This window comes from Lonsdalea quercina subsp. quercina (genome assembly GCF_000688655.1).
In the GTDB taxonomy this organism is placed as follows: Bacteria; Pseudomonadota; Gammaproteobacteria; order Enterobacterales; family Enterobacteriaceae; genus Lonsdalea; species Lonsdalea quercina.
The window spans coordinates 198,741-212,194 of the sequence record NZ_JIBO01000010.1; the positions used below are offsets into that span (position 1 = coordinate 198,741).

The following is a 13,454-nucleotide window of genomic DNA, read 5'->3' on the forward strand; positions in this document are numbered from 1 at the left end:
GTGAGTAATCTGTCACTCGACTTTTCCCAGAATGAATTCCAGCCTCTGGCCGCGCGTATGCGGCCAGCCACGTTAGCGCAGTATATCGGCCAGCAACATTTACTCGGGCCGGGCAAACCGTTGCCGCGCGCGATTGAGTCCGGACAGCTTCATTCGATGATTCTGTGGGGCCCTCCGGGAACAGGAAAAACCACGCTGGCGGAATTAATCGGTCGTTATGGAGATGCCGATGTAGAGCGTATTTCGGCAGTGACGTCAGGCATCAAGGAAATTCGCGAAGCGATAGAGCGCGCGCGGCATAATCGTGAGGCTGGACGCCGCACCATTTTGTTTGTGGACGAAGTGCACCGGTTTAATAAAAGCCAACAGGACGCTTTTCTCCCTCATATCGAAGACGGCACGATCACCTTCATCGGCGCGACCACGGAGAACCCCTCGTTCGAGCTGAATTCGGCATTGTTATCCCGCGCCCGCGTCTATTTATTGAAAGCGCTGACAGCGGAGGATATCGAACTGGTCTTGACGCAAGCGCTGCAGGATGGCGAGCGAGGACTGGGAAAACAGCAGATCGTCTTGCCGGACGAGACGCGACGCCTGCTGTCTGAACTGGTGAACGGAGATGCTCGGCGCGCTTTAAATTTGCTGGAAATGATGTCGGACATGGCGGAAGTCGACGCCGCCGGTGAGCGTCATCTGACACCCGATTTGCTTAACGAGGTCGCCGGTGAACGCAGCGCCCGTTTTGATAACAAAGGCGACCGCTATTACGACCTGATCTCTGCCTTGCATAAATCAGTGCGCGGGTCTGCACCGGATGCGGCACTCTACTGGTACGCACGTATTATCACCGCAGGCGGCGACCCGCTGTATGTCGCCCGGCGTTTGCTGGCGATTGCATCTGAAGATGTGGGTAATGCCGACCCTCGCGGTATGCAGGTCGCAATTGCCGCGTGGGACTGCTTTACACGCGTGGGGCCGGCCGAAGGGGAGAGGGCGATTGCTCAGGCTATCGTCTATTTGGCCTGCGCACCGAAAAGCAATGCCGTCTATACGGCATTCAAGGCGGCGATGCGCGATGCCCGTGAAAAGCCGGATTTCGATGTGCCTGACCATTTACGCAATGCGCCTACCGCGCTCATGAAAGAGATGGGGCTAGGTGTCGAGTATCGTTACGCACATGATGAACCCAATGGATATGCGGCTGGCGAGAACTATTTCCCCTCGGAAATGGCGACTACGCAATATTATCATCCAACCTCGCGCGGCTTAGAGGGAAAGATCGGTGAAAAGCTCGCCTGGCTAGCCTCTCAGGATCAAAATAGCCCGACAAAACGCTACCGCTAGCCTACCCGTTGCGGTAAGGTTATCGCCGATGTTTTTCTGCTACAGGGGCCTTCGCAGGCCCGCTGTTATATTTATTTCATCCATAAAAAAGCACAGGACTAGCATGCTTGATCCCAATTTACTGCGTAATGAGCTAGACGCAGTTGCCGAAAAACTATTGGCTCGCCGAGGTTTCAAACTGGACGTTGAGGCGCTGCGTGAACAGGAAGCGCGTCGCAAGGTTCTACAGGTCGAAACAGAAAGTTTGCTGGCAGAACGTAACTCCCGATCGAAAGAGATCGGCGCGGCCAAAGCACGTGGCGAAGACATTGAACCGCTGCGCCGTGAAGTTAACGCATTGGGTGAGAAGCTGGAATCTGCGAAGAAAGAACTCGAACAACTTCAAAACGCGATTCGCGACCTGTCTTTGACGATCCCTAATCTGCCTGATGACTGCGTGCCGTTGGGCAAAGACGAGACCGAAAATCAGGAAATCAGCCGCTGGGGCGAGCCGCGACAGTTGGATTTTGAACCCCGCGATCACGTCGATCTGGGCGAGTTAAACAATGGCTTGAGTATGGCCGACGGCGTAAAGCTGACCGGTTCACGCTTTTCCGTAATGCGTGGACAAATTGCGCGCATGCACCGTGCGCTGGCTCAATTCATGCTGGACCAGCATACCGAGCAACATGGTTATGTAGAAGCCTATGTCCCGTATCTGGTTAACCAGGACTCTCTGTATGGTACCGGCCAGCTGCCGAAGTTTGGTGAAGATCTTTTCCATACCAAACCGTTGTCTGAAGAAGCGGACAGCAGCAATTATGCCTTGATCCCGACGGCGGAGGTGCCGCTGACCAATCTGGTGCGTAATGAAATCCTGGACGAAGAGTCCTTGCCGATCAAAATGACGGCACATACGCCGTGCTTCCGCTCTGAAGCGGGATCCTATGGTCGCGATACTCGCGGTCTGATTCGCGTTCATCAGTTCGATAAAGTCGAAATGGTGCAGATTGTACGTCCTGAAGACTCAATGCAGGCGCTGGAAGAGTTGACCGGACACGCGGAAAAAATTCTGCAGCTACTAAAACTGCCTTATCGTAAAGTACTGCTATGCACGGGCGATATGGGCTTTGGCTCGTGCAAAACCTATGATCTGGAAGTATGGCTTCCTNCGCAGAACACCTATCGTGAAATCTCTTCGTGCTCTAATATGTGGGATTTCCAGGCGCGTCGCATGCAGGCTCGCTGCCGAAACAAGGGGGAGAAGAAACCCCGTCTGGTACACACACTCAACGGTTCTGGTCTGGCTGTAGGGCGTGCGCTTGTCGCCGTGATGGAAAACTATCAGCAGGCTGATGGCCGTATAGAAGTGCCGGAAGTACTCCGTCCTTATATGAACGGACTGGAGTTTATTGGCTAAGCGATTCAAGCCCAGAGAAGCGCCCTTAGGGGGCGCTTTTTTTATGCCTGAACTTTCGCTCTCTAAACACCGTGTGAGGAAGGGCCGCAGTCACCCATAAATTCCATGTGGCGTTAAACGGTCATGGGTGAAAAGCGGTCATCGTTAAATTTGCAGCCAGCCGAGATGCGATCGAATGTGATTGAGACACCCTCTGTTAACAGCATGAACAAATCGTGCTGTCACTCACTTAACACAGATTGACTTTAACTTTGCTGGTGGCATGATGCGCGCAAAATATCTTCTCTCATGGTCATCGACCCATGTTCACCTATACACGCCCGGTCATTTTGCTGCTTAGCGGTCTCCTGCTGCTAACGGTCTGCATTGCTGTGCTCAATACGCTCGTTCCCCTTTGGTTGAATGCTCAACAGCTGTCTGTATGGCAAGTCGGGCTAGTGGGGTCCTCTTACTTCAGTGGCAACCTGATTGGTACGTTGTTGGCTGGAGCCTTGATCCACCGTTTAGGATTCAATCGTTCCTACTACCTTGCGGCTATTCTGCTGGCAATCGCCACCGCGGCTCTGGCGTTGTCTGTCGATTTCTGGAGTTGGTTAGTATGGCGCCTGGTTGCTGGCGTAGGCTGCGCGTTAATATGGGTTGTCGCGGAAAGCGCGCTGCTTTGTAGCGGTCACGCCACTCATCGTGGGCAACTGCTGGCGGCGTACATGATGGCGTACTATCTGGGGAGCGTCGTGGGTCAACTCTTGCTGAGCATGGTCCGAACCGATGTGTTCAGCGTCTTGCCGTGGGCTGTGACGCTGGTCGTACTCAGCGTATTACCGATGCTGTTTGCCCGCCTTTCCCCGCCACAAATCATGACGCATAAGGTGAATGTTTGGCAGATGTTACGTTACCGTACGGCCCGTTTAGGCATTAACGGCTGTGTGATTTCCGGTATCATCTTGGGATCGATGTATGGTCTGATGCCGCTTTATCTTGCCCATCAGGGGATGAGTGACGCTCAGGTCGGTTACTGGATGGCATTGCTGATTAGCGCCGGTATTTTTGGACAATGGCCGGTAGGCAAAATGGCGGACCGCTATGGTCGTCTGATGGTGCTGAGAGTGCTGGTGTTCGCGGTGATCATCGGCTGTATCATGATGCTAGGCTTCAGTCGCTATGCGATGGTGCCGGCGTTATTCATTTTGGGTTGCGCGGCATTTACGCTCTATCCCGTGGCTATGTCCTGGGCCTGCGAGAAAGTGGCGGCGGGAGAGTTGGTAGCGATGAATCAGGCTTTGTTGTTGAGTTACACGATAGGCAGCCTGACGGGACCGAGTTTGGCGGCAATGTTGATGCAGTCATACTCCGACAAATTGCTTTTCGTCCTCATTGGCGCCATTGCTTTCTGTTATCTCGTCATGCTGCTGAAAAAGGCCAATCATCAACACCCCAATCCGCTGGCAGCGGCCTGACGGATTATTCATTGAGCCGGTCATACGCAGACCGGCTTGTGACGACTGTTTAATAAACGACGTGATGACCGTAGCTTTCAAGAATGGATTTAACGCGGTTCATCGTTTCCGCCTTCGGTGGTTTAACGCCATCCAATTGGTATTCCTCACCCATAGCGACCCATTTGTGTTTACCTAGTTCGTGGTAGGGCAGGAGTTCAATCTTCTCGATATTACCCATTTCTTGGGTGAATTCTCCCAGCATATGTGCTGACTTATCGTCATCGGACCAACCGGGCACGACCACATATCGAATCCATGTTCTCTGGTTACGTTTGGCGAGGTAGCGTGCGAATTCCAGCGTACGATGATTGGAAACGCCGACCAGATTTTGGTGGATGGTATCGTCAAGCTGTTTCAAGTCCAGCATCACCAAATCGGTGGCATCCAGCAGTTCGTCAATAACCGGATCGTAACGACGAACAAATCCATTGGTATCAAGACAGGTGTTAATACCCTGTTCCTGACAGGCGCGAAACCAATCGCGAACGAATTCCGCTTGCAGAATAGCTTCACCNCCGGAGGCCGTCACGCCGCCGCCGGAAGCATTCATGTAATGACGATAGGTGACCACCTCTTTCATCAGTTCTTCTACCGTAATCTCTTTACCGCCGTGAGTATCCCAGGTGTCACGGTTGTGGCAGTAGAGACAGCGCATCAAACATCCCTGGAAGAAGACGATGAAGCGAATGCCTGGACCGTCGACGGTTCCACAGGATTCGAAAGAGTGAATACGACCAATTACTGACATTGCGAGGTTTCTCCGGGTTGGGCCGAACAATAGCGGCCAGCTGGGGCGCAGAATGACGTCATTGTGCATGGAATACATCATGATGACGCTGCGTCGAATCTGTTTTGGCAGCCCTCCCTGGTAAACGGTCACAGCGGGCTGACAAAACAGGCTCGGAATACTCCGGCGAAGCGGTGAAAAAAGGCCCCACAGAGTGGAGCCTTTATTTTACGCCTTTCCAGGCAGACATGATAATTAGATGGACTGCGTGAAAGTACGCGTAATCACGTCCTGCTGCTGTTCTTTGGTCAGCGAGTTAAAGCGCACTGCGTAACCAGAGACGCGGATGGTCAACTGCGGATATTTTTCCGGGTTTTCCATAGCGTCGAGCAACATTTCACGGTTCATCACGTTCACGTTCAGGTGCTGACCACCTTCTACGTTGTTGGATGCTTCGTGGTGGAAGTAACCGTCCATCAGGCCTGCCAGATTGGCTTTACGAACATCGTCGTCTTTACCCAGAGCGTTCGGCACGATAGAGAAGGTATAGGAGATACCATCTTTAGCGTAAGCGAACGGCAGTTTGGCGACAGAAGTCAGAGAAGCGACAGCCCCTTTTTGGTCACGACCGTGCATCGGGTTAGCACCTGGTCCAAATGGGGCGCCAGCGCGACGACCATCCGGCGTGTTACCCGTTTTCTTACCGTATACCACGTTGGAGGTGATGGTCAGTACGGACTGAGTCGGGACGGCGCCGCGGTAAGTGTTCAGCTTCTGAATTTTCTTCATGAAGCGTTCAACCAGGTCACAGGCCAGGTCGTCTACGCGCGGATCGTTGTTACCGAACTGCGGGTATTCGCCTTCAATGTCAAAGTCGATAGCCAGGCCGTCTTCGTCACGGACAGGTTTTACTTTGGCGTATTTGATAGCGGACAGGGAGTCAGCCGCAACAGACAGACCGGCGATGCCGCATGCCATGGTGCGATATACATCACGGTCGTGCAGCGCCATCAGAGAGGCTTCGTAGCTGTACTTGTCATGCATATAGTGAATGATATTCAGCGCGGTGACGTACTGTTTAGCCAGCCAGTCCATGAAGTGATCCATGCGTTCCATGACTTCGTCGAAGTTCAGGGTTTCGCTCATGATCGGTGCAGATTTCGGGCCAACCTGCATCTTCATTTTTTCGTCCATACCACCGTTGATGGCATACAGCATGGTTTTCGCCAGGTTGGCGCGCGCGCCGAAGAACTGCATCTGTTTGCCCACAACCATCGGGCTAACGCAACAGGCGATGGCGTAGTCGTCATTGTTAAAGTCAGGGCGCATCAGATCATCATTCTCGTACTGCAGAGAAGAGGTATCGATGGAGACTTTAGCCGCGTATTTTTTGAAGTTTGACGGCAGTTTTTCAGACCACAGGATGGTCATGTTCGGTTCCGGAGACGGCCCCATGGTGTAGAGGGTGTTCAGGAAACGGAAGCTGGTTTTGGTGACCAGCGTACGGCCATCCAGGCCCATACCGGCCAGAGATTCCGTTGCCCAAATCGGGTCGCCGGAGAACAGCTCATCGTATTCAGGGGTACGCAGGAAGCGAACCATACGCAGTTTCATGACCAGATGGTCGATCAGTTCCTGAGCGTCCTGTTCGGTGATTTTGCCCGCTTTGAGGTCGCGTTCGATGAAGATATCCAGGAAGGTAGAAACACGACCGAAGGACATCGCGGCGCCGTTCTGAGACTTAACGGCAGCCAGGTAACCGAAGTAGGTCCACTGTACGGCTTCCTGAGCGGTCGTTGCCGGAGCAGAGATATCACAACCATATTTGGCTGCCATTTCTTTGATCTGTCCCAGAGCGCGATGCTGTTCAGCGATTTCTTCACGCAGACGGATAGTTGATTCCAGATCTTCGCCGTTTTCCAGTTTGCTCTGCAGAGAGCTGAACTGTGCGAATTTCTCTTTCATCAGGTAGTCGATACCGTACAGCGCAACGCGACGGTAGTCACCGATGATACGGCCACGGCCATACGCATCCGGCAGACCGGTCAGAACACCGGATTTACGGCAACGCAGGATGTCCGGGGTATAAACGTCAAACACGCCCTGGTTGTGCGTTTTACGGTATTCGGTGAAGATTTTTTTCAGTTCCGGATCCAGCTCGCGGTTGTATGCCTTGCAAGAACCTTCAACCATCTTAATGCCGCCGAAGGGGATAAGTGCGCGTTTCAACGGAGCATCAGTCTGCAGACCAACCACTTTTTCAAGCTTGCTATCGATGTAGCCCGCGTCATGTGAGGTGATAGTGGCAGCAAGATCGGTATCGAAATCAACAGGCGCATGAGTGCGGTTTTCCTGTTTGATGCCTTCCATGACTTTATCCCACAGCGCGCTGGTCGCAGGAGTAGCGCCCGCCAGGAAAGACTCATCGCCTTCATACGGCGTGTAGTTTTTCTGGATGAAGTCGCGAACATTGACTTCATTCTGCCATTCACCTTTGCTAAAACCATGCCATGCATTGGCTAATTTTTCATTCAGATCGGTCATTTTACACCTACCTTTTGTATGGATTTTTAAAACCCGATGTTGCGGCCGATAACACCCTAGTGCTTGTCTCCACCGCGCAAATAAATAACCCAATAAGTTAAGCCTACCAACAACCCGCCCCCAATGATGTTGCCGATAGTGACCGGGATCAGGTTATCGACAATAAAATTGTGGATGGTCAGGTGTTCGAATTGGCTCGGCGCCATCCCAATGGCATGCCAGAACTCTTCCGAAGCGAAGTTTTTAATCACAATTCCCATGGGAATCATGAACATGTTTGCAATGCTATGCTCAAAGCCGCTGGCCACGAACATGGCTACCGGCAAAACCATGACCAGACATTTGTCGAGCAGGGTACGGCCGGAGTAACTCATCCAGACGGCCAGACAGACCATCAGATTTGCCAGAATGCCGAGGCTCAGCGCTTCAGTGAACGTATGCTCCAGCTTGTGATTCGCTGTCTGCAGAACATTCAAGCCCCATGCGCCGTTAGCGACCGTGTGTTCGCCCGAGAACCAAATCAGCGCAACAAAGATCAGCGCTCCCACCAGGTTCCCAAAATAAACGTTCACCCAGTTACAGCTTAACTGACGCCAAGTAATGCGGTCGCTGGCCTTAGCCACAAGAATCAACACGGTGGACGTAAACAAATCTGCGCCGCAGACCACCACTAGCATCAGCCCTAGAGAAAAGCAGATACCGCCGATCAGCTTGGCCATGCCGAAAGGCATAGTGGCTGACCCGGTCGTGGCAGTGATGTAGAAAACAAATGCGATGGAGATGAAAACTCCCGCACATATCGCGAGGGAAAATGTAGTAAGCGGTTTTTTTGTCGCTTTATAGACACCTGCATCTTCAGCAACTTTTGCCATTGCTGTCGGTAGTAGCAGAGTAAAGGGGTTGTCAGCTTTCACACTAACTCTCTCTTAAAGTTTATCAGCGCAGTGATATTAACAAAGCATATTAATGCGAAATTTGATATGGATCATAACGGCGGGTACTTNGTGGGTATTGGACCGTCTGTTATGCGATGAAATTTAGGTTAACCGAATGATTTTTAACGAAAAAATATTTTTTAAAAAATATAAAAAACGTTTAATCGGATACATTGAAATAGGTGTTTTTTATTAAAAAACCGCGCTTATATCGTAATTATAGCGGTTAAGTTCATCGCCATCAGTCGAAATTTAACCAACCAGTAACATCGAAAATAATATCCATAATTAAATTAAGGTGTTAGAAAAAAATAACCCTAGCTCAATCAAAAATAATATTGACTGATGAAAAACGGAAACCGGGGTGAACAGCCGCGGGGAGTGTAAAGCATTGTTGCAGCAATGGGAATCCATCAGAGTGTAAATATATACCCAACTAATAAAAAACGGGATCATGTTGAGACACGGCAAGCATAAGCTTGCCGTACTGATAGGACGGTTAAGACTGCCAGTGTTTACGTTTGGCCTGTTGCAGCTTTTCATAGGCCGCCAGCAGAGACTGATGAGCTGGCAAAGCGGTCAGAGAGGCATCGACAGAGAAAAGCTTATAGAAGCAGGATTCGCCCGCGATGGCCGCGCTGGCATCTTCAACAGTATTCTGGCCGTACATCTTAACTAACGCATCGTAATACTGTGCCGCCTCTCTTTCCGGTTCCAGCGCTAGTTCCAAGAGGGTTTGCAGGCAGCGATAATAGTTGCTGTGTTCCTGGCTGAAGACAGACTGGTTGAAATCCCGTGACCATTCGACCCAGTTTAGCGCCTGTTCCAGATCGCCGCCCGCCAGCGCGAGCATGGATTTAAGTTCTCCGATTCGCAGCGTGAACCAGCCGTTATCTTTGCCGGTCGCGATACCTAACAGTTCGCGTACGCGGGTGAAGTCGTCCAGCCCTTCGTCGTCGAGTTGTTGCAGCAGCCCCAGATACTCTTCCTGTTCTAATTGACTGTCAGGCAAAGTCAGTAAGGTCTCGCGCAAATGCGCGCCCATGCTGTTATTGGCCAGCAGGAGGTCTTCGGCGGGATAAATATCTGAGATGCCGGGTACCAAAATACGGCAGGCGTAAACGGAGAGATGCTCATAATCAGCGATATACACCTCTGCGTCTTCCGTCCGGAAGATGTCCATCAGCGTCGCCAATTCCTGCTCGGTCGTACCGCTGAAATCCCAGTCGCTAAAGGCGTAATCGGACTCGTCTTTAAAGAGATCCCAGGAGATCAAACCGCTGGAGTCGATGAAGTGCGTCTCCAGGTTTGTGTGCTCGGCGACTTCATCATTGTCGAACGTCGGCGGGGTAAAGACATCCAGATCTTTCAACCCGCGNCCCTGCAACAGCTCCGTCACAGTGCGCTCCAGCGCGACGCCGAAGTTAGGGTGCGCGCCGAACGAAGCGAAGCAGGTGCCGTTGGCCGGGTTGAACAACACCACGCAGATCACCGGGTATTTTCCGCCCAGAGAGGCGTCAAAGGCGAAAATCGGGAAACCTTCCTGCTCTAACGTGGTGATGGCTTCGACAACGCCGGGATAGCGGGACAGCACATCCGCCGGAATTTTCGGCAGGCTAATGGCTTCCGCGATGATTTTGTTCTTAACATAGCGCTCGAACACTTCGGAAAGTCCCTGAACGCGCGCTTCGTTAGCGCTGTTGCCAGCAGACATCCCGTTGGAAACATACAGATTGCCGATAATGTTGACCGGAATATAAACCGTCTGAAGATCGGACTGGCGCGTGAAAGGCAGCGCGCAGATACCGCGTTCGGCGTTGCCGGACTGCAGATCGATAAGGNCGCTCGCGGCCAGTTCCTGTTCAGGATTGTAGAAAGCGTGCAGCCGCTCGTCGAGGATGCCGTCGGGCAGCGTATCGTCCTCTGGCAGGGCGAACCATTTTTCGTCCGGATAATGGACGAAGTCACCGTGAGCGAGGGTTTGGCCCAGATAGAAATCGGCGAAGAAATAGTTGGTGGACAGACGCTCGAAATACTCGCCAAGCGCGGAAGCCAACGCCGCTTTTTTCGTTGAGCCTTTACCGTTGGTAAAACATAACGCGCAATCACGGTCGCGGATATGGACAGACCAGACGTTAGGCACCGGATTCAGCCAAGAAGCTTCTTCGATATTGAACCCCAGGTCTTGGAGCTGCTGTTGAAAACGGGCGATGGAGTCTTCCAGGGCGGCGTCTTTGCCTGGGATAAACGTTTGGGTCATGTTGCTCACTCGGTTGTTTTTTTGCAAAAAAGGCATGATACGGCCTTTTATGCGCCGACTCTATTTATTCTCTGTAACAGGCGGGCAACAGGTGGAAGGACGGCATCGGCTCGCGGTTGGCAACGTTTTCGGCAACCGGGGTGAATAAGCGTTGCAGGCGCGAATAACGAGTGATAAAACCAATAATCAAGCAAAACCAGCGACAACTCAGGTCGCCATTTTTTTTATATTTTAGACAGAATGTGGTGAGGGGAAATGACTCAGGTTTTTAATTTTAGCGCCGGTCCGGCGATGCTGCCGACCGATGTATTGCGTCAAGCGCAACAGGAATTGTGTAACTGGCAGGGGCTGGGGACGTCAGTGATGGAAATCAGCCACCGTAGCAAAGAATTTATCCGGGTCGCCACCGAGTCAGAACAGGATCTGCGCGATCTCCTCAATATCCCCTCCAACTATAAAGTCCTTTTTTGCCACGGCGGGGCGCGTGCGCAATTTGCGGCGGTGCCGATGAACTTGTTGGGCGACAATCACAAAGCTGACTATATCGATGGCGGTTATTGGGCCCACAGCGCCATTAATGAAGCGCAGAAATATGGCACGCCTAACGTCATTGACGTGAAAACGCGCGTGGATGGCCTGCGGGCAGTAAAACCAATGCGCGAGTGGGCGCTGTCGGACGATGCCGCTTTTGTCCATTACTGCCCGAATGAAACCATCGACGGCATGGCCATCGAAGAGCAGCCTGAGTTCGGCGACAAAGTTGTGGTGGCCGACTACTCCTCAAGCATTCTGTCCCGCGCCATTGATGTGACTCGCTACGGCGTAATCTATGCTGGCGCACAGAAAAACATCGGTCCTGCCGGCCTGACGCTGGTGATTGTACGCGACGACTTGCTGGGTAAATCTCGCCGGGAATTACCGTCTATGCTGGATTACAAAATTCTGGCCGACAACGATTCCATGTATAATACGCCGCCGACATTTGCCTGGTATCTCTCCGGGCTGGTGTTTAAATGGCTCAAAGCGCAGGGCGGGTTGGTCGAGATGGAGAAGAAGAATCAGGCCAAGGCCGAGCTGCTTTACTCCGCCATCGATCGCAGTGATTTCTATAGCAACGATGTAGCGGCATCCAACCGCTCCCGCATGAATGTGCCTTTCCTGCTGGCGGATGCCGCGCTGGACAGCGTATTTCTGCAAGAAGCGCAGAGCGCTGGCCTGCATGCGTTGAAAGGGCACCGTGCCGTTGGCGGCATGCGTGCATCCATCTATAATGCGATGCCCCTGGAAGGCGTGAAGGCCTTGACCGAGTTTATGGCTGATTTCGAACGTCGCCACGGCTGATACCGCATCATGCGGCCGTGGTCGCTCTATATAAAAACCCCGGTCTGATACCGGGGTTTTTATATCAATATTTTGGAGACAACAATTCTCATGCAGGAATCCCTGACCCTACAACCCGTAAAACGTGTTAACGGCACGATCAATCTCCCTGGTTCGAAAAGCGTATCCAACCGCGCGTTGCTATTGGCGGCGCTGGCGGAAGGCACGACGCGCTTAACCAACTTGCTGGATAGCGATGACGTACGTCACATGCTGAATGCGCTCAAGGCGTTAGGCGTCAGCTATCAATTGTCTGCGGACCGTACCCAGTGCGACATCGTGGGACTAGGCCATCCGTTTCATGTCAGTGAGCCGCTCGAATTGTTCCTTGGAAATGCCGGAACTGCGATGCGTCCGCTGGCTGCCGCGTTGTGCCTAAGCGAAGGGGATATCGTCCTGACAGGCGAACCGCGCATGAAAGAGCGTCCCATCGGTCACCTCGTAGATTCTCTGCGTCAGGGTGGCGCGCGCATCGACTATCTGGAGCAGGAAAACTATCCGCCGCTGCGTTTGCGCGGTGGTTTCCAGGGCGGCGATATTACGGTGGACGGCAGCGTATCGAGTCAGTTCCTGACGGCGTTGCTGATGATGTCGCCGCTGGCGCCTCAGGATACGCGTATCAGTATCAAGGGTGATTTGGTTTCCAAGCCGTACATCGACATCACCTTGCATATGATGGAATCGTTCGGCATCACCGTTGAAAATAAGGGATATCAAACGTTCCAGGTTGCGGGGCAACAGCGCTATCGTTCTCCGGGTGATTATTTGGTGGAAGGGGATGCGTCCTCTGCATCCTATTTTCTGGCTGCCGGCGCCATTCGGGGCGGAGTGGTGCGAGTGACTGGCGTAGGTCGCCACAGCGTTCAGGGCGATGTTCGTTTTGCCGATGTGCTGGAAAAAATGGGGGCGATTATCCGTTGGGGCGATGACTACATCGAATGCGAGCGCAATGCGCTACATGCGATCGACATGGACATGAACCATATTCCCGACGCGGCCATGACCATCGCTACTACGGCCCTGTTTGCGGAGGGAGGCACTACCACGCTGCGCAATATCTACAACTGGCGCGTCAAGGAGACCGATCGTTTAGCCGCGATGGCCACCGAGTTGCGTAAAGCCGGCGCTGAAGTAGAAGAAGGGCATGACTATATCCGCATCACTCCGCCGAAACAGCTGACGTCAGCTGAAATCGGTACGTATAACGACCACCGCATGGCGATGTGTTTCTCGTTATTGGCATTATCTGATACGCCGGTAACGATCCTCGACCCTAAATGCACGGCGAAAACCTTCCCCGATTATTTTGAACAATTGGCCAGACTGAGTCAGTTTGCTTAATGCCTCTGCTTTCAGGGGGGGCGCT

9 protein-coding genes are annotated in these 13,454 nt (G+C 52.6%); 5 read left to right on the forward strand and 4 right to left on the reverse strand.

The annotated features are described in order from the left end of the window. From RZ35_RS11570 to RZ35_RS11580, 3 genes are all read left to right on the forward strand, one after another. A complete protein-coding gene (locus tag RZ35_RS11570) occupies positions 1–1,344 on the forward strand; it encodes a replication-associated recombination protein A (protein ID WP_036153268.1) in 1,344 nt (447 codons plus the stop codon). Positions 1,345–1,447: 103 nt separating this feature from the next. After that, entirely contained in the window at positions 1,448–2,743 is a 1,296-nt protein-coding gene (gene serS, locus RZ35_RS11575; protein ID WP_026743453.1) for a serine--tRNA ligase, read from the forward strand. A 302-nt stretch (positions 2,744–3,045) separates the two neighbouring features. Next, entirely contained in the window at positions 3,046–4,200 is a 1,155-nt protein-coding gene (locus tag RZ35_RS11580) for an MFS transporter (protein ID WP_026743454.1), read from the forward strand. 49 nt (positions 4,201–4,249) lie between these two features. Here the strand turns inward: RZ35_RS11580 and pflA are convergent, their stop codons facing one another. The 4 genes from pflA to ycaO all read right to left on the reverse strand — a co-directional run bounded on the left by pflA (position 4,250) and on the right by ycaO (position 10,708). Further along, positions 4,250–4,990, reverse strand: coding sequence for a pyruvate formate lyase 1-activating protein (gene pflA / locus RZ35_RS11585; RefSeq protein ID WP_026743455.1), 741 nt, complete (start codon positions 4,988–4,990; stop codon positions 4,250–4,252). 234 nt (positions 4,991–5,224) lie between these two features. Then, positions 5,225–7,513: a formate C-acetyltransferase gene (gene pflB / locus RZ35_RS11590; RefSeq protein WP_026743456.1), complete on the reverse strand. Its 2,289-nt coding sequence runs from the start codon at positions 7,511–7,513 to the stop codon at positions 5,225–5,227. Between the two features lie 56 nt (positions 7,514–7,569). Continuing rightward, the gene (gene focA, locus RZ35_RS11595) at positions 7,570–8,427 is read right to left on the reverse strand and encodes a formate transporter FocA (RefSeq protein WP_026743457.1); all 858 of its coding nucleotides are present in this window, start codon (positions 8,425–8,427) and stop codon (positions 7,570–7,572) included. 520 nt (positions 8,428–8,947) lie between these two features. Continuing rightward, the gene (gene ycaO / locus RZ35_RS11600; RefSeq protein ID WP_026743458.1) at positions 8,948–10,708 is read right to left on the reverse strand and encodes a 30S ribosomal protein S12 methylthiotransferase accessory factor YcaO; all 1,761 of its coding nucleotides are present in this window, start codon (positions 10,706–10,708) and stop codon (positions 8,948–8,950) included. Between the two features lie 255 nt (positions 10,709–10,963). Here ycaO and serC point away from each other — a divergent pair, with 255 nt between their 5' ends. Both serC and aroA read left to right on the forward strand, forming a co-directional pair. After that, complete coding sequence (serC, locus tag RZ35_RS11605) at positions 10,964–12,049, forward strand: 3-phosphoserine/phosphohydroxythreonine transaminase (RefSeq protein WP_026743459.1); 1,086 nt, start codon at positions 10,964–10,966, stop codon at positions 12,047–12,049. A gap of 90 nt (positions 12,050–12,139) precedes the next feature. Further along, positions 12,140–13,429, forward strand: coding sequence for a 3-phosphoshikimate 1-carboxyvinyltransferase (aroA, locus tag RZ35_RS11610; protein ID WP_026743460.1), 1,290 nt, complete (start codon positions 12,140–12,142; stop codon positions 13,427–13,429). Positions 13,430–13,454: the final 25 nt, after the last annotated feature.

Bases quoted from the DNA above. Each gene is read 5' to 3' on its own strand.
- serC (WP_026743459.1), top strand. From the start codon at position 10,964: ATGACTCAGGTTTTTAATTTTAGCGCCGGTCCGGCGATGCTGCCGACC.
- pflB (WP_026743456.1), bottom strand. From the start codon at position 7,513: ATGACCGATCTGAATGAAAAATTAGCCAATGCATGGCATGGTTTTAGC.
- aroA (WP_026743460.1), top strand. From the start codon at position 12,140: ATGCAGGAATCCCTGACCCTACAACCCGTAAAACGTGTTAACGGCACG.
- RZ35_RS11580 (WP_026743454.1), top strand. From the start codon at position 3,046: ATGTTCACCTATACACGCCCGGTCATTTTGCTGCTTAGCGGTCTCCTG.